We start from the raw sequence: 16,588 nt of genomic DNA, 5'->3' as shown, positions 1-16,588 counted from the left end.
TCATCTATTTCCTCCTTGAGTGATTGGATTGTCGCGAATGAGCGCGGGGCCTGTGCCCGGCGCCCTCCCCTTGGTAGTCACGGCCCGATCGAGCACGACGAGCAGGATCAGGATAAGCCCCGACACGACCTGCTGGACGTATGCGGGAACGGATTGGAACTCCATCGCGATGGTCAGCGAGCCGATCGTCAGCACGCTGCCAAGCGTGCCGAGCGCGGATCCCTTGCCGCCTTCGAGGCGGGTTCCGCCGACCACGACCGCGGCAATGACGGCGACCGTCAGTTCCGAGCCGAAGACGGGCGAACCGGTGTTGGTGACGAGGCTCTGGAGAACGCCTGCGAGACCGGCGAGCGTGCCGGCGAAGACGAAGCCCAGAAAAACGATGCGATCGGAGGCGATGCCGCTCTCCTTGGCCGCCGCCGGATTGGACCCGACCGCAAAGACATTTCGGCCCGGTATGGTACGCGTCAGCCAGACATGCAGCAGCACGATCAGAACGATGAACAGCGCACTGCGGATGGTGAAGATTTCGAGATGGATCTTGGCGAACGCCAGCGAAAGCATGATGTCGGTGCCGGTCACCGGCTGGCTGTTGGTGATCCAATGCGCGAGCGAGCGGAAGATCAGCATCGTCGCCAGCGTCAGCACTAGCGAGTTCACCTTCAGCCCGACGACCAGCGCGCCGTTGATGGCGCCTGCCAGCATGCCGACCAGGATACCGACAAGTGCGGCAGGCAGGATGCCGATCTCGCGCTGCAGGATGACCGACATGATCCCCGCCAGCGCGAACACGGCGCCGCCGGAGAGGTCGATCTGGCCGGCGACCAGAAGTACCGTAAGTCCAATGGCGATCAGGCCGATCGTCGCCGCCCGGTCGAGGCCGAGCCCGAGGGTCGATGCGGAGAAATAACCCGGAACCGCCAGGGCGGAAATGATCAGCGTCAGGCCGAGGATGATCACCACCTTGTGCCGCGAGGCAAGCGCCAGGAAGCGCATCACGCCACCCCCCGCTTGCGCAATGCCACGTCCATGCCGACGGCGCCGACGATCAGGATGCCGAGGACAAAACCCTGGATCGGCGTGCGCACGCCGTCGAGCACCATGACGTTGGTCAGAAGCTGCACGAAGATCAGGCCCGCGATCGCCCTCGGCACCGAGCCGAAACCGCCGATGATCGACACGCCGCCGACCACGACCGCGGTGATGGCGCTGAACTCGTAGCCGGCGCCGATCAGCGGCCGCGCGCTTTGCAAGGTCAGGCCCAGCAGGCCGCCGCTGACGCCCGAAGCCAACGCCGTGATCACGAACGCACCGGCCTTCACCGCCTCCACCGGCACCGCGCTCGCCTCGGCGGCGCTGTAATTGCCGCCCGTGGCGAGCGTCCACCTGCCCCAGAAGGAGCGCGAGAGAAGGAAATGGCCTATGAGGGCAATCAGCAGGAAAATCAGCACCACGACCGGGACGCCGAAGAGCCGGCCCTTGGCGAATTCGGCCGAAGCGGGATTGTTGCCATAGACGATGACGCCGCCGACGGCCGCCTGCACGATGCCCAGCCCGATGGTGCCGATGCCGAGCGTGGCGATGATGGGATTGATACCGACATAGCCGACCAGCACGCCGTTGAGCAGGCCGATAAGGCCCGCAAGCGCCACCGCCAGGACGAAGGCAGGAACCGGCCCGATCATTGGCTGCAGCCCGAGCGAGAGGATGGCCCCGCAGGCGATGGTGGCCGGCACCGACAGGTCCGCCAAGCCGCCTGCCACAAGCACGAAAGTCATGCCGACGACGACGATGCCGACAATGGACATCGAGGTCAGGACGTTGAGCAGATTGCCTGTGGTGAAGAAGGCGGGGCTGACGAATGAGCCGTAGAGCACCACTGCAAGGATAGCGAAGCCAAGCCCCGCCTTGGACAGGACATCGGCAAGCCTGCTGCCGCGCGTGAAGCGGTCATTGCGGTTCGCCCCGCTGGTCTCCATGGCCGCATCAGTCATGCAGCCTCCCCCGTCGCCAGCGCCATGATGCGCTCCTCGCTCAGTTCGGCGCGGGCGAGCGCCTCCGATGCGCGGCCGTCGCGCATCACAACGACGCGATCGCAGACGCCGAGGATTTCGGGCAGTTCCGATGAGATCATCACCACCGCCATGCCGTCGGCGACAAGCCGGCCGATGATGCTGTGGATCTCGGCCTTGGCGCCGACGTCGACGCCGCGCGTCGGCTCGTCGAGGACGAGCACGGAGGGCTTGGCCGCGAGCCATTTGGCGATGACCGCCTTCTGCTGGTTGCCTCCCGACAACAGGTTGATGCGCCGCTCCCCGTCGGGCGGCGAAATGGAAAACTGCTTCACATAGGTCGCCGCCAGCGAACGGTCGGCGCTGCGCCTGATGCGGCCGAAGCTGGTCAGACGCCGCAATATCGGCAGGCTGATGTTCTCGCGGACCGACATGCCCGGAACGATGCCGTCGCCCTTGCGGTCCTCGGGGACGTAGGCGATCCCGGCTCGCACCGCCTCGGAAGGAGAGTTGATGGCGACCTTGCGCCCGTTGACGCTGACCGTTCCCTCCACCAGCCGCGACAGGCCGAAGATGGCGCGCGCTACCTCGGTGCGCCCCGCCCCGACCAGTCCGGTCAAGCCCAGTATCTCGCCGGCGCGCACATCGAAGCTGACATCGCGGAAATGCGCCCCGTCGCCGATGCGTTCGACACGCAGCACGGACTTGCCGATCGCGGCCGGGCTTTTCGGGAACACGTTGGCGACCTCGCGGCCGACCATCAGCCTGATCATCTCGGCCGCGGTTATGCCGTCGATCGGACGGGTCTCGATCATTGAGCCGTCGCGCAGCACGGTCACCTCGTCGGCGATCTCGAGAACCTCCTTCAGCCTATGGCTGATGTAGGCGATGGCGATGCCGTCATCGCGCATCTTGCGAAGGATCCGGAACAGCGCCGCAGTTTCGTGCTCGCTCAGGCTCGATGTCGGCTCGTCCAGCACGATGATCCTGGGCTGCGCCGCATAGGCCTTGGCGATCTCGACCAGTTGCTGCTGGCTGATCGACAGGTCGCCGAGCCGCGCGCGCGGGCTGATGGCCGCGCCCAGCTCGTCAAGGACGGCGGCGGCCTTCCTGACCATTTCGCCCTTGCGCAGCCAGCTCCATTTGCCGGGCATGCGGCCGAGATAGACGTTCTCCGCGACGGTCAGGTCGGGAACAAGATTGATCTCCTGGTGCACCATGCGAATGCCGAGCGCCTGGGCATCGGCGGGGCGCCGCATGCGCACTTCGGCGCCGCCGACGAGGATAGTGCCGGCGGTCGGAGCGTAGGATCCGTTGAGCACCTTCATCAGCGTCGACTTGCCGGCGCCATTCTCGCCGACGACCGCATGGACGGTGCCGAACCGGACGGCGAAATTGACGTTCGACAGGGCCTTCACGCCGGGAAAAGCCTTGGAGATGCCTCTCATGTCCAGGGCACAATCGGCGGCGGCACTCATCTAGGCTTGGTCCTCCCTGGTAGCATGCGGGGCAGCGTTATGTTAGTATAATGCACTTCCGGGCACGGTTCGGCCCACCTTGAGCCGGCCCGAAGGCCCCTTTCAGCGTATCCGCACCAGGCACTTCACCATAGGCTGAAAATCACGCAACGGGCGGCACTATTGCACTAATATAATAGTTCTGGCAAGCTGGATCTGACCGCTCCCGTCACTGGCGTCGGATCGCAACGAACCCCGCGTCGCAAGCAGGTGCATTCCGTTTGACATTCGAATAATTTTGCCATTTCAGGTGGACGAACGATGGGATTTTCCATGGATCTAGATCCTTCGACCCTCAATCGAGCCCTCCCGCTGCGCGACCAGATATACAACAAGATCCGCAACATGATCGTCGTCGGACGGCTGAAACCGGGTGAGGTCATCAATGAGATCGCAATTGCCGAAGCGCTGGGCGTCTCGCGCACGCCCGTGCGCGAAGCGGTCAAACGTATCAGCGACGAAGGGCTCGTCAAGATCCTGGCGCAGACCGGCACCTACGTTGCTCCCATCAGCCGGGCCGACCTCGAGGAAGCCTATGTCATCCGGCGCGCATTGGAAATGGAGAGCGCCAGGCGCGCCGCCGCCAAGCTGACGCCGGCTGCCAGTGAATTGCTGGAAGACAACATGGCCGCGCATAAGCTCGCCATTGCGCGCGGCAGGTACGCCACAGCGATTCAGCTCGACGATGTCTTTCACCGCACCATCGCCGAAATATGCGGCTTGCCGATGATCTGGCGCGCCGTCGACATCTCAAAGGCGCAGATGGATCGCGGCCGCTATCTCGCCATTCCGAAGCCCGGCTATGGCGAGCAAACGATCGAGCAGCACGAGGCCATTCTGGACGCGCTGAAGCGTCACGACGCCGAGGGCGCCGCACAGGCGATGGAGCATCACCTCGAGACGTCATTTCGCAACACGCTCGAAGTCGCCGCCGAGCTTCTCGACTGACGACCTCGACTGAGCGCTGAGACGGGCGGCGGAGGTTCCAGGTCCATTCAGCGTCGACCTGTAACCTGCCATCCGGCCGGTTTGCCGATGCCCGGCGAGCAATGTTCGCAGCTTGACCGTTGACGTCCTATTATATTAGTATTCCGATCCATTCGGCGGCATTGTGCCGACGGGGGCTTTTTCAGAGTTTGTAATGGCGCGGTTCATCCAGCTTTCGCATGCCGACAACATCCTTCTGGCGATCGATCCGTTGATGATCGGCGACAAGGCAGGCGACATGCCCGCGAAGGCGCGCATACCGCGCGGCCACAAGATGGCGATCCGCGACATCGCTTCGGACGAGCCGGTCGTGAAATATGGGCAGACCATCGGATTCGCCCGCGGACCGATCGCCGCCGGCGATTGGGTTCACGAGCACAATGTATATCTGCGCAATTTCGAACGCGACTATCTGTTCGGCACCAACGCCAAGCAAACGCCTGTCGTCCCTGAAGCCGAGCGCGCGAGCTTCATGGGTTACCGCAGGCCGAGCGGCAAGGTCGGGACGCGCAACTTCATCGCTGTCCTGACCTCGGTAAATTGTTCGGCCAGCGTCGCCCGCTTCATCGTAGAAGAGGTCAACCGCTGCGGCATCCTGCGCGACTATCCCAATGTCGACGGCGTGATCTCGCTCGTCCATGGCACTGGCTGCGGCATTGACACCAAAGGCCCCGCTTACGACCTCTTGAAGCGCACGCAGTGGGGTTTTGCCACGAACCCCAATGTCGGCGGCGTGCTGATGGTTGGGCTCGGCTGCGAGGCGTTCCAGATTCCGCGCTGGATGCAGTCCTACAATATCGAGGAGAGCACGACCTTCCGCACGATGACGATCCAGGAGACTGGCGGCACACGCAAGACGGTCGAGGCAGGGGTCAAGGCGATCGTCGATATGCTGCCCATGGTCAACGCCGCGCAAAGGACGCCACAACCGGCCTCCGAACTGGTGCTCGCGCTGCAATGCGGCGGGTCGGACGGCTATTCCGGCATCAGCGCCAATCCGGCGCTTGGCGCCGCCGTGGACCTGCTTGTCGCGCAAGGCGGCACGGCGGTGCTGTCCGAGACGCCGGAGATCTACGGCGCCGAACATCTGCTCACCATGCGTGCGGAAAACCGCGCGGTCGGCGAGAAGCTGATCGAGCGTATCCGCTGGTGGGAGGACTACACAGCCAAGCACGACATGGAGATGAACAACAACCCGTCTCCCGGCAACAAGCTCGGCGGGTTGACGACGATCCTGGAGAAGTCGCTCGGCGCGTCCGCCAAGGGCGGGACGACCAATCTGCGCGCGGTGCTGGAATATGCCGAACCGATCAACGAACGCGGCCTCGTCTTCATGGACACGCCCGGCTACGATCCGGTTTCGGCAACCGGCCAGGTCGCCGGCGGCGCGAACATATTGTGCTTCACCACCGGGCGCGGTTCGGCCTTCGGCTGCAAGCCGACACCCTCGATCAAGCTTGCCTCCAATTCCTTCATTTTCGAGCAGATGCGCGAGGACATGGACATCAATTGCGGAGACATCCTCGACGGCGTCACGCTGGACGACAAAGGCCAGGAGATCTTCGCAGAGATCCTGCGCGTGGCATCGGGCGCGCGTACCAAATCGGAATTGCTGGGCTACGGCGACAATGAGTTCGTGCCCTGGAACCTCGGCGCTACCATGTAGCGACATCGCCCGCCCGCAACGGGCAACCTCAATTCACTCAACCAGAAAGAACGCTCGGCATGAACAGGATCGATCTTGACGGCCAACACGCCGTGGTCACCGGAGGCGCGCAAGGCCTCGGCTTCGCGATGGCCAAACGTTTCGTCGCCTCCGGCGCGACGGTCACCTTATGGGACGTCGACGAGGCGCGCCTCGAAGCGGCCAAGCGCGACCTTGGCAAGGCCGCCACGACCCTGGTCGTCGACATTGCGGATTGGGAGACGGTGGACGCCGCGCGGGCAAAAACCGAGGAGAGCGCCGGCAAAATCTCCATCCTGGTCAATTCTGCCGGCATTGCCGGTCCCGCCGCCCCGCTCGACAGCTACGACATAGAGACGTGGAAGAAGATCATCGACATCAACGTCAACGGCACCTTCTACGCCAACCGCGCCGTGGTGCCCGGGATGAAGGCGCGCAATTACGGGCGGATCGTCAACATCGCTTCCGTCGCTGGCAAGGAAGGCAATCCCAACGCCGCCGCCTATTCCGCTTCGAAGGCGGCGGTCATCGGCATGACCAAATCGCTCGGCAAGGAGCTCGCGCAGTATGACATTGCAGTCAACTGCATCTCGCCGGCCACCGCGCAGACTCGAATCCTCGAACAGCTCACGCCCGAGCACATCGAATACATGCGCTCGCGCATTCCACGCGGCCGTCTGCTGGAGGTCGACGAGGCCGCCGCCATGGTCGCTTGGCTCGTCTCAAAGGAAAACAGCTTCACCACCGCCTCGACCTTCGACCTGTCGGGCGGGCGCACGACCTATTAGTCGAATACCCGCGCGCCGCGAAGCGTCTGCGCCGCGGCGCGCCGGTACACCGGCACTTGCTGCCTCACGGAGATGCGGCCGCGTCGCCTGCGAAGACTCGAGCTGCCTGGATCTGGGGGCGCACCATCAGGTAGAACGCGACGACGTGCGTGATCATCAGCAGTGGGACATAGATTACGGGGATCGCGTATGCAGCGCCCAACTGCCCCGCCAGCTCAGGAAGACCGGCTTGGCTGCCGTGATAGTAGTCGACGGCGATATCGATCGTCCCCACGAGATTGAACGCGACGACGGACAACCAGAACAGCGGACGTATCCTCGTCGTCAAAAGCGCCAGCATGGCCAACACTCCGGTTGCGAAGTCGCCATAGGCGGCGAAGGTGGCGAAATCAGCCGGCAAATCGCGCCCGACGACGCCTGGAACGATGAAGACAAGCCCGAAGAAGCGGAAGCTGTGCAGCGTGGCGATGGCACGTTGCGCCTCGACCAGGTTGACGGATCTGAGCCGGGGCAAGACATACACGCCGACGCAGAGCAGCCAAGGCACGTAGCCTAGAGCGAGATGTAACAGGAAAATGGTTGCAGGCGACATATGGCCTCCCAAGAGATGTAAGGCGCAATTTACGCCCGCTTCCAGCGGTCGACTATTCGCGATAATGTTGACGGGGCATGAAGCAGAACTTCACAATCCGGAAAGGTGCGCTCGACGGCGTGGAGGCGTTCCTCGGCGTCGCGCAACACCGCAGCTTCCGAAAAGCGGCCGCGGAGCTCGGCGTCACGCCATCGGCGATCAGCCAGGCGGTGCGCGCGCTCGAGGTGCGCGTCGGTGCGGCGCTCTTCATGCGCACGACGCGCAGCGTCGGCCTGACCGAAGCCGGCGAACGGTTCCTTTCGCGCGCAAAGCCCGCTTTCGAGGAACTGGTCGCCGCAAGCGAAGTCGCACGTGAACTTGGGCAGCGGCCGACTGGGCTGTTGCGCCTCTCTGTGCCGCGCGCCGTGGTGCCGATCCTGCTGGAGCCGCTGGTGGCATCCTTTTGCCAGGCCTATCCCGAAGTAGAGGTGGAGATCGCCGCAAGCGGTGAGCTGGTCGACCTGGCGGCCGAGGGGTTCGACGCCGGCATCCGGCTCGGCCAGTTCATCGCCGCCGACATGGTCGCGGTTCGGCTGACGCCGCCGTTCCCGCTCGTGGTCGTCGGCAGCCCTGGCTATCTGCGCCGGCAGAAACGGCCGGAGCGCCTCGACGATCTGCGCGGCCATGCCTGCCTGCGCATGCGCCGCTCCAACGGATCGATCGCGCCCTGGCCCTTCATCGACGGCAACAAGACCGTCGAGGCAATCGTCTCCGGGCCGCTGGTCGCGCATGATTACCCGACACTGCTTGGCGCGGCGATCCAAGGTGTCGGACTTGCACAGGTGCCCGGCCCTCTCACCGAAGCCCCGATTGCCGATGGCCGGTTGCAAGCGTTGCTCACGCCCTTCGCCGTCACGACGCCGGGCGTTTTTCTGTATTATCCCGACAGACGCCAGGTCCTGCCCAAGCTGCGCGCGTTCATAGAGCATGTGAAATATCGGGGGACGGACGCCGAAGGCGCGCGAACTCCCTGAGGCCACCGCCCTCGGTGACGTGCTTGCCTGCTCGTGCCGCGCTAATTGGCGAGAAGGGCCGCGATCACCGCGGCGGTAACCTCGGCGGTGCTCGCGGTGCCACCGAGATCGGGGCTGAGATATTCCGCCCGGTCCGTGACAAGCTCGATCGCAACCATGAGGCGCCGCGCGGCGGCCTGCTCGCCGAGATGCTCAAGCATCAGGCTCGCCGTCCAGAACGATCCGAGCGGATTGGCGACGCCCTTGCCGGCAATGTCGAAGGCCGAACCGTGGATGGGTTCGAACATGGACGGCCGGCTGCGCGAGGGATCGATGTTCGACGTCGAGCCGATGCCGAGTGATCCACCCAGCGCGGCGGCCAGGTCGGAGAGGATGTCGGCATGCAGGTTGGTCGCCAAAACCGTGTCGATGCTGCCGGGCTTGTTGACCATGCGCTGGGTCATGGCGTCCACCAGCATCCAGTCGACGCTGAGACCGGGATAGTCGCGAAGCACGCCGCGCACGACTTCGTCCCACAGAACCATGCCGTGACGCTGCGCATTCGACTTGGTGACAACCGTCAGAAGCTTGCGGGGGCGCGACAGCGCAAGCTCGCAGGCGAAACGTGCGATGCGTTCTATCCCGGCGCGGGTAAAGACGGCGACATCCATGCCGACCTCGATAGGCAGTCCGCGATGGGCGCGACCACCGACGCCGGCATATTCGCCTTCGCTGTTTTCGCGTACGATCACCCAGTCAATCTGCTTGCCGAGATCGGGCCGCAACGGGCCGGTCAGCCCGGGCAAGAGGCGCGTCGGCCGCACGTTGGCGTATTGGTCGAACCCCTGGCAGATGGCCAGGCGCAGCCCCCAGAGGGTGACGTCGTCGGGAAGGTTCGGATCGCCGACCGAGCCGAAATAGATCGCATCGAAACCCTCCAATTGCCCGAGGCCGTCCTGCGGCATCATGCGGCCGTTGCGGCGGTAATAATCGGAACCCCAGTCGAAGCGCTTGAAGTCGAAGGCCAGACCCGGCTCGACAGCGGTCAGGGCTTCCAGCACCTTCACGCCGGCTTCGACGACCTCCGGCCCGATACCGTCACTGCCGATGACGGCGATCCTATGCGAGGACATTTTCAGTTTCCTTCTCGATGGCAGCGACGATGGCGCCGCGGTTGTGGCCAAGTCATTGCAGCAGCATGCGGGTGGATTCGATCATCGCATAGGGATTGACGATGCCCTTGCCGGCGATATCGGGCGCGGACCCGTGCGCCGCTTGCGCCGTGGCTATGTCGCCTTCGCCGATGCACAGGCCCTACCGCTGATGATGCCCGGCGGTTCTTCAGCCTAGCCGAGCGGCATGCCACTTCAGGTGATCGTCCATGAAGGTCGAGATGAAGTTGTAGGAATGATCGTAGCCTTCCTGCATGCGCAAGGTGAGGTCGATGCCGGCCTTCTTGCAGGCTTCATCGAGCAGCCACGGACGGAGGCCTTCGTCAAGGAACCCATCGGCCGTGCCCTGGTCAACCAGGAACTCGCCAAAACGGCGGCCGTCCTCGATAAGCAGCGTGGCGTCATAGGCGCGCCAGTCCCTGTCGTCGGCGCCGAGATATTTCTCGAGCGCAGGCCGCGACCAGCCAGCAGTCGTCGGCTGAACGATCGGCGCGAAGGCCGAGCAACTCCTGAAGCGGTCGGGGTTCTTCAGCGCGATCGTCAACGCGCCGTGTCCGCCCATCGAATGCCCCGATATGCCCTGGCGCGCCATATCGGCAGGAAAGTTCGCGGCGATCAATCCCGGCAGCTCGTCGAGGACGTAGGAATACATACGGTAGTTCCTGGCGTAAGGCTGCTGCGTCGCATCGACATAGAAACCGGCGCCGCAGCCGAACTGCCAATTATCCTTCTCGTCCGGCACATCGGCACCGCGCGGGCTGGTGTCGGGGCAGACCACGATGAGACCAAGCTCGGCCGCCAGGCGCCGGTACTCGCCCTTGTCAATGACATTGGCATGAGTGCAGGTGAGACCCGAAAGATACCACAGCACCGGCACCGGCCCATCGTTGACCTGCGGCGGCACGAAGACGGCAAAGGTCATGTCGCAGGCGCAGACCTCTGAAGCGTGCGAATAAACACCCTGGACGCCGCCATGCGACTTGGACGTGGAAACGACTTTCATCAACTCTGCCTTTTCGTCATGACCTTTCCGTCCGACATAGCTGCCGGCCGCCGCACCCGCAACCTTCAGCCCTGCAAACAGCACCGGCGGCGTAACCGAGGTGCACCTTGGTCACGCCGCCGGTCGACGCCGGACTTTGGGAACACGCCGACCTGGCCGGGAGGCTGGAGGTAGCGAAAAGTCCGGGCATTTCTGTGGCCCGCCTTCTCAAGCCGACAGGGCTCCTGTCGGTCCAAGCGGGGATGTCCTCGGGCCCGCGGCGTGTGGCCGCCCTCAGTAAACCACGACACTCCTGATCGACTTGCCCTCATGCATGAGGTCGAACCCCTTGTTGATGTCCTCGAGCTTGAGCGTGTGGGTGATCATCGGGTCGATCTCGATCTTGCCGTCCATGTACCAGTCGACGATCCTGGGCACGTCGGTGCGGCCGCGCGCGCCGCCGAAGGCGGTGCCCATCCAGGTCCGCCCGGTGACCAGCTGGAAGGGCCGCGTCGAGATCTCCTGGCCGGCGCCCGCCACACCGATGACCACCGACTTGCCCCAGCCGCGATGCGAAGCCTCCAGCGCCTGGCGCATCACCTTGGTGTTGCCGGTGCAGTCGAACGTATAGTCGGCGCCGCCGATCTGGTCGGCGCCGCGCTTGGTCATGTTGACGAGATGGGGAACGATGTCGCCGTCGATCTCCTTCGGATTGACGAAATGCGTCATGCCGAAGCGCTCGCCCCAGGCTCGTCTGTCGTTGTTGAGATCGACGCCGATGATCATGTCGGCGCCGGCAAGTTTCAGGCCCTGGATGACGTTGAGCCCGATGCCGCCGAGGCCGAAGACCACCGCGGTCGCGCCTTGCTCGACCTTGGCGGTGTTGATCACCGCGCCCACGCCGGTGGTCACCCCGCAGCCGATGTAGCAGATCTTGTCGAAGGGCGCGTCGGGATTGACTTTGGCCACGGCGATCTCCGGCAGCACCGTAAAGTTGGAGAAGGTCGAGCAGCCCATATAGTGAAACAGTTTTTCGCCCCCGATCGAGAAGCGCGAGGTGCCGTCCGGCATCAGGCCTTGCCCCTGCGTGGCGCGGATGGCGGTGCACAGATTGGTCTTGCGCGACAAACACGACGGGCACTGCCGGCATTCGGGCGTATAGAGCGGGATCACATGGTCGCCCTTTTTGACCGAGGTGACGCCCTTGCCGACATCGACTACCACGCCGGCGCCCTCATGGCCGAGAATGGCGGGAAACAGGCCCTCGGGATCGGCACCCGACAGCGTGAACTCGTCGGTGTGGCAGATGCCGGTCGCCTTGATCTCGACCAGCACCTCGCCCTCGCGCGGGCCGTCGAGGTCGACCTCCATGATCTCAAGCGGCTTTCCGGCAGCAACGGCAACAGCGGCGCGGGTTTTCATTTCTTTCTCCCAAACTTGCTTGCCGGGACGATCGATCGCCCGGCGTTGCGGTAGAAATCATGCGGCCTTGGCCGGCCCCGCCGGGAACACGCCCGACATCACGGTAAAGCCTTTGATGCGTTTGACGCGATCGCACCAGCGCCGGACGGCGGGATAGTCCTGGCGCGCGATGCCGCCCTCCTCCGACAGCATGATATAGGGAAAGCAGGCAATATCGGCGATGGTCGGATGATCGGCCGAGCAGATCCAGCCGCGGCCCTGCTGCTCGCCGAACCACAGATGCTCGTCGAGGGTACGGAACAGCCGGTGCGCGCCGGCGCGCGCGGCATCGATGTCGAAATCGTAGAACAGCGCGTCGTGCAGGCGGGCGGCCGACGCCGTCGAAGTGATGCCGTCGGCGAAGGCCAGCCACTGGCTGATCTCGCCGAGCAGGGCCGGTCTGTTCCGGGGATACCATGTGCCCGACGGATCGTATTTCGACGCGAGGTAGACCAGGATCGCCTGGGCGTCGCGCAGGATCAGCCCTTCATCCTCGATGACCGGCAGCTGGCCAAGCGGATTGAGCTTCAGGAACCATTCCGACTTGTGTTCGCGGCCGGGGTAGAAGTCGACCGGCACTGTCTTGTAGTCGATGCCGAGAAAACTCATCAGCAGCCGCAGCTTGTAGCAATTGCCCGAAAGTTCGTAATCGTAAAGCGTGATCATCGGGAGTTCCTAAACGTCGAGCACGAGGCGTGCCGATTTGGCGCGCGAGACGCAGGTCATGATCCTGGTTCCGGCCTTGCGCTCGGCATCGTTGAGGTAGACGTCCTGATGGTCCGGCTCGCCTTCGATCACGGTGGCGACGCAGGTGCCGCATGCGCCCTGCTCGCAGGACGACGGAACATCGATGCCATTCTCGCGCATGACCTGCATGATCGTCTTGCCGGCCGGCACCTGCAGCGTGACGCAGGAGCGCGCCAGCGCTACTTCGAAGCTCGAACTGTCGTCGATCTTGTTGGTGTTCTTGAAATATTCGAAATGGATGGCGGTATCCGGCCAGCCCTGCTCGGCGGCGATCTTGCGCGCGGCTTCCAGCATCGGTCCGGGACCGCAGATGTAGAGATGCATGCCGTTCCGGTAACCGGCGAGAATCCCCCGAAGCTCGGCGCCGGTCGCGTCCGGCGACAGCCCGAGATGCGGCTTCAGCGCATCGCCGAGATGCTTCAGCCGATCGGCGAAAGCGAGGTGTTCCTGCCCTTGCGCAAAATAGTGCAGCTCGTGCGCCAGCTCCTGGTTCTTCAGCGCCTGCGCCATTGCGAGCAGCGGCGTGATGCCGATGCCGCCGGCGACGAACAGCGTCTTGATCGCGTCACGGCGCAGCGGGAAATTGTTGCGCGGCTCGGAGATCGCCAGCACGTCGCCCTCGCGGACTGTCTCATGCATGCATTTGGAGCCGCCCTTCGAATCCCGCTCCAGCTTGACGCCGATGATGAAGCTGTCGGTTTCACCAGGGCCGTTGGTGATCGAATACTGCCTGATCTCGCCATTGGGCATATGGACGTCGATATGGGCCCCAGGTTGGAACGTCGGCAGGATGCCCTTGATCGGGCGGAGCTCGAAACCGGCAACGCCGTCGGCCGCCTGCCATTTCCTGGCCACGCTGACGCGCAGCGCCGCCTTGCGGCCATGCGCGGTCACCTCGGGCATTTCGGCGAGTTCGGCCGACACCCTTTCGTAGATCGGCTCGATCGGCGCGGGCGCCGGTGCGTTCGCGACGTCGCGCTCGACCTCGTCGCGCAGCTTGGAAAGCCGCTCATTGTGGTGGCGCAGGATGGCGATGCGGGCGGCTGCTTCGACCTCCTGATCGAGCACGCCACGGATCACCGAACGGTTTGAATCAACCGGCTGCACGAAGAACACGCCGCGCGTCTCGGCACGACCATCGTGCGAGTGCAGCGCCACGGCAAAATCCCGCGCGGCCTCGATGATGGTTTCCGCGCCCTCGCCTTCGATCGCTGCGTTGGGCTGAAAGCGATAGGCCTTCAGCCCTTCGACGACCTTGTCGGCCGGCGCGTTGACCGCGATGCCGCGCAAGGCGAGCAGCTTGCCTTCGGTCAGCGCGGCAACATCCGGCACCTCGCCGCGAGGCTCCTCGGAGGACCAGACCAAGCCGTAGCGCTCGACCCCGGGGAAGGTGCGGTTGGTGATGGTGCGGGCCGGCGCGTCGGCAGGATGCGCGGGAATGTAGGTGCAGCCGGCGGTGCGGTTCGAATAACGCCAGCCGTGATATTGGCACTTCAGCTCGCGCCCGTCATTGATGCCTATCGACAGCCTGACGCCGCGATGCAGGCAACGGTTTTCCCAGATGTTGACGTAGCCGTCATCGGCACGCCAGACGGCGAATTCCCGGCCGAGCAATTGACCATGGAAAACGTGGCGGTACGGCAAATCATGGGAAGCGGCGATCGGATGCCACTGGCTTCTGGCTTCTTCCAACATCAATCGTCTCCAAGAATCTCGTCAGGCCGCAACCGGAATGACACCGTAGGTCACGCCCTTCTGGCTGAGCCAGCGCCGGTAGGCGATGGCCGACTTATCGGCCCGGATGGGCGTTTCGGCGCGCGGATCGAGCGGCAGGCGTTTGGGCACCTGGTTTTCCAGGATCGGCTTGTCCTGGCCGAAGATCGTCTGCTGGAAGCGCTTGATCACCTTGTCTTCATTGTCTTCGTCGAGCACGCAAAGCAGCATGTGGGCGCGCACATGCTCCTGGTCGACCGGCTGCAGGAAGATGGCGATGACGTCGCGCCGTGCCTCGTCGACCGGGCTCGATTTATAGAGCACGGAGCAATAGGGGTGCGGCACGCGATAGACATAGTCCACGTCGGCGCCGCCACCGGAAGCGGTCGAAGCCATCGGCTGGAAGAAGCGGCAGCGCGTGGCCAGGATCTCGTCACGGTCGACGGATATCTCGACGTCGTATTCCTTGACTTCGGTATGCGGCTCGACGCCGAGTATGTCGGTATGCACATAGGGAAAGTGGCCCATGTCGAGAAAGTTCTCGATGGCGCGCGGTGCCGAGACGTTGACGCCAAACGTGGCCGCGTTGAGCTTGCGGCGGTCCGGCTCTTCATATTCCGGGATCGGGAACAGCTCGGCCGGTGGCGAGCCGAGCGAAGTCCAGACATAGCCGTAGGCGCTTCTTGCCGGCAGTCTGTCGGCGCCTGGAACACGATCCACCCCTTCTGCATCGGGACGTGAGCGCCAGACGACGGGCTCACCATCCATATCGACCGCAAAACTGAGGCGCTCCTCGAGCAGAACGGTGTCCTGGACAGCGCCGGGAATGGTCTCGGCGATCGCCCCTACGGGATGCCAGAGATTGAGGATCACAGGATCCGAGCATTTTGTCATCGTTTTATCCTCTGGAAGCCCTCAGACGTCATCAGGCTTGTGCCGGTATCGCGCCATAGGTGACGGCCCGATCACGCAACCAGCGCCGGTAGGAAACCGACACGGCATCGGCACGGATCGGGGTCTCGGCACGTGGATCGAGCGGCAGGCGCTTGGGTACCTGGTTCTCCAGGATCGGTTTGTCCTGGGCGAAGATCAATTGCATGAAGCTGCGCACCGTTGCCGCCTCCATGCCTTCCTTAAGATAGCAGAGGTAAGGATGCGCGATGCAGTTTTCCTCGTCCACCGGCTGCACGAACAGGGTAATGACGTCGAGCCGGTCCTTCTGGATCGGGTTGCTCTTGTAGAGAGCCACCGTGTAGGGCCGAATCACCTTGTAGATGTAGTCGACGACAAAGCCTTCCTTGGCGGTCGGCGAAGCCACCGGCTGATAGAATTTGCATTCGGTCGCCAGCACCTCGTCCTGCGCTGTGATCTCAACCTTGTAGGGCGCGACCTCGGTGTGCGGCTCCTCGCCGAGCCAGCCGGCATGAATGAAGGGGAAATGCCCCATATCGAGAAAATTCTCGACCGCGCGGAGGCCCGACACCTTGACCGCGATCGAACCGCCGCTGACCAGATGCCGGTCTGCCTCATTGGCCTCAGGGATATAGATGATGTCGCGCCAGGGCTTGTCCAGGCAGGTCCAGATGAAGCCATAACGCTGGGCGCTTTTCAGCGTGGCGCCCGTATCGCTGCGAACGACTTCGATCTTGTTTGAACACTTGTAAACGGAGAGAGCGACCCCAAGCAGGCATGTGGCAAACCGCGTATCCTGGCTTAGCGATTCCTGATCCGCGACGATGTGCCAGTCGTTCAAAAGCTCGCGGTCAACGCAACGGGTTGCCATCGGCTTCCCTCCCAACTCGGCTAGCCCTTCACCATGAACCTAGCCCGACGTTTCGGGATGACGAAACCACAAGATTGGATACCAATCAACATTTTTTTGTCGTCCAAAATCCTTTTTTGTGTTGACAGATTATGATGATTGAATTCCGATATGAGAAA

Annotated in this window: 15 protein-coding genes and 1 pseudogene; 4 read left to right on the top strand and 12 right to left on the bottom strand. The window is 63.6% G+C overall.

What is annotated here, in order from left to right:
• Genes FJ428_RS01105 through FJ428_RS01095 form a run of 3 tightly spaced genes read right to left on the bottom strand, consistent with a single transcriptional unit; the run spans position 1 to position 3,490 of the window.
• Positions 1 to 996, bottom strand: a complete 996-nt coding sequence (locus tag FJ428_RS01105; RefSeq protein ID WP_140878967.1) for an ABC transporter permease — start codon at positions 994 to 996, stop codon at positions 1 to 3.
• Positions 996 to 1,994, bottom strand: coding sequence for an ABC transporter permease (locus FJ428_RS01100; RefSeq protein ID WP_224519085.1), 999 nt, complete (start codon positions 1,992 to 1,994; stop codon positions 996 to 998). The genes FJ428_RS01105 and FJ428_RS01100 overlap by 1 nt, the downstream gene beginning before the upstream one ends.
• Positions 1,991 to 3,490 (bottom strand): sugar ABC transporter ATP-binding protein, encoded by a 1,500-nt coding sequence (locus FJ428_RS01095; RefSeq protein WP_140878777.1) that lies wholly within the window; start codon positions 3,488 to 3,490, stop codon positions 1,991 to 1,993. Before FJ428_RS01095 ends, FJ428_RS01100 begins: the two co-directional genes overlap by 4 nt.
• A 312-nt stretch (positions 3,491 to 3,802) precedes the next feature.
• On the opposite strand from FJ428_RS01095, the gene FJ428_RS01090 reads away from it, so the two are divergent.
• The 3 genes from FJ428_RS01090 (at position 3,803) to FJ428_RS01080 (ending at position 6,988) form a co-directional block, all read left to right on the top strand.
• A complete protein-coding gene (locus FJ428_RS01090; RefSeq protein ID WP_140562356.1) occupies positions 3,803 to 4,477 on the top strand; it encodes a GntR family transcriptional regulator in 675 nt (224 codons plus the stop codon).
• 193 nt (positions 4,478 to 4,670) lie between these two features.
• Positions 4,671 to 6,182 carry an altronate dehydratase family protein gene (locus FJ428_RS01085; RefSeq protein WP_140763505.1) on the top strand — a complete coding sequence of 504 codons (1,512 nt, stop codon included), beginning with the start codon at positions 4,671 to 4,673 and terminating at the stop codon, positions 6,180 to 6,182.
• A gap of 59 nt (positions 6,183 to 6,241) precedes the next feature.
• A complete protein-coding gene (locus FJ428_RS01080; RefSeq protein WP_140655507.1) occupies positions 6,242 to 6,988 on the top strand; it encodes an SDR family NAD(P)-dependent oxidoreductase in 747 nt (248 codons plus the stop codon).
• Between the two features lie 64 nt (positions 6,989 to 7,052).
• Here the strand turns inward: FJ428_RS01080 and FJ428_RS01075 are convergent, their stop codons facing one another.
• A complete protein-coding gene (locus FJ428_RS01075) occupies positions 7,053 to 7,580 on the bottom strand; it encodes a hypothetical protein (RefSeq protein WP_140514462.1) in 528 nt (175 codons plus the stop codon).
• Between the two features lie 77 nt (positions 7,581 to 7,657).
• On the opposite strand from FJ428_RS01075, the gene FJ428_RS01070 reads away from it, so the two are divergent.
• Positions 7,658 to 8,593: a LysR family transcriptional regulator gene (locus tag FJ428_RS01070; protein WP_140562362.1), complete on the top strand. Its 936-nt coding sequence runs from the start codon at positions 7,658 to 7,660 to the stop codon at positions 8,591 to 8,593.
• A 41-nt stretch (positions 8,594 to 8,634) separates the two neighbouring features.
• Here the strand turns inward: FJ428_RS01070 and FJ428_RS01065 are convergent, their stop codons facing one another.
• From FJ428_RS01065 to FJ428_RS01030, 8 genes and pseudogenes are all read right to left on the bottom strand, one after another.
• Positions 8,635 to 9,705, bottom strand: coding sequence for a tartrate dehydrogenase (locus FJ428_RS01065; RefSeq protein ID WP_140878776.1), 1,071 nt, complete (start codon positions 9,703 to 9,705; stop codon positions 8,635 to 8,637).
• 55 nt (positions 9,706 to 9,760) lie between these two features.
• Positions 9,761 to 9,886, bottom strand: a pseudogene (locus tag FJ428_RS01060) (isocitrate/isopropylmalate family dehydrogenase); the annotation flags it as partial.
• Positions 9,887 to 9,913: 27 nt separating this feature from the next.
• A complete protein-coding gene (gene fghA / locus FJ428_RS01055) occupies positions 9,914 to 10,747 on the bottom strand; it encodes an S-formylglutathione hydrolase (RefSeq protein ID WP_140878775.1) in 834 nt (277 codons plus the stop codon).
• 273 nt (positions 10,748 to 11,020) lie between these two features.
• Positions 11,021 to 12,148: an S-(hydroxymethyl)glutathione dehydrogenase/class III alcohol dehydrogenase gene (locus tag FJ428_RS01050; protein ID WP_140497529.1), complete on the bottom strand. Its 1,128-nt coding sequence runs from the start codon at positions 12,146 to 12,148 to the stop codon at positions 11,021 to 11,023.
• Between the two features lie 57 nt (positions 12,149 to 12,205).
• Positions 12,206 to 12,853 (bottom strand): glutathione S-transferase, encoded by a 648-nt coding sequence (locus FJ428_RS01045; protein ID WP_140878774.1) that lies wholly within the window; start codon positions 12,851 to 12,853, stop codon positions 12,206 to 12,208.
• A 9-nt stretch (positions 12,854 to 12,862) separates the two neighbouring features.
• A complete protein-coding gene (locus FJ428_RS01040; protein WP_140878773.1) occupies positions 12,863 to 14,629 on the bottom strand; it encodes a Rieske 2Fe-2S domain-containing protein in 1,767 nt (588 codons plus the stop codon).
• A 21-nt stretch (positions 14,630 to 14,650) separates the two neighbouring features.
• Positions 14,651 to 15,541, bottom strand: a complete 891-nt coding sequence (locus tag FJ428_RS01035; protein WP_140671921.1) for an aromatic ring-hydroxylating dioxygenase subunit alpha — start codon at positions 15,539 to 15,541, stop codon at positions 14,651 to 14,653.
• Positions 15,542 to 15,572: 31 nt separating this feature from the next.
• Positions 15,573 to 16,430 carry an aromatic ring-hydroxylating dioxygenase subunit alpha gene (locus FJ428_RS01030; protein WP_140515244.1) on the bottom strand — a complete coding sequence of 286 codons (858 nt, stop codon included), beginning with the start codon at positions 16,428 to 16,430 and terminating at the stop codon, positions 15,573 to 15,575.
• Between the last annotated feature and the right edge of the window lie 158 nt (positions 16,431 to 16,588).

Origin of the sequence: Mesorhizobium sp. B2-8-1, assembly GCF_006440955.1 — a bacterium.
Lineage (GTDB): Bacteria > Pseudomonadota > Alphaproteobacteria > Rhizobiales > Rhizobiaceae > Mesorhizobium.
Note: the sequence above shows the minus strand (reverse complement) of the source record. Positions and strands in the feature narration are given on the sequence as shown.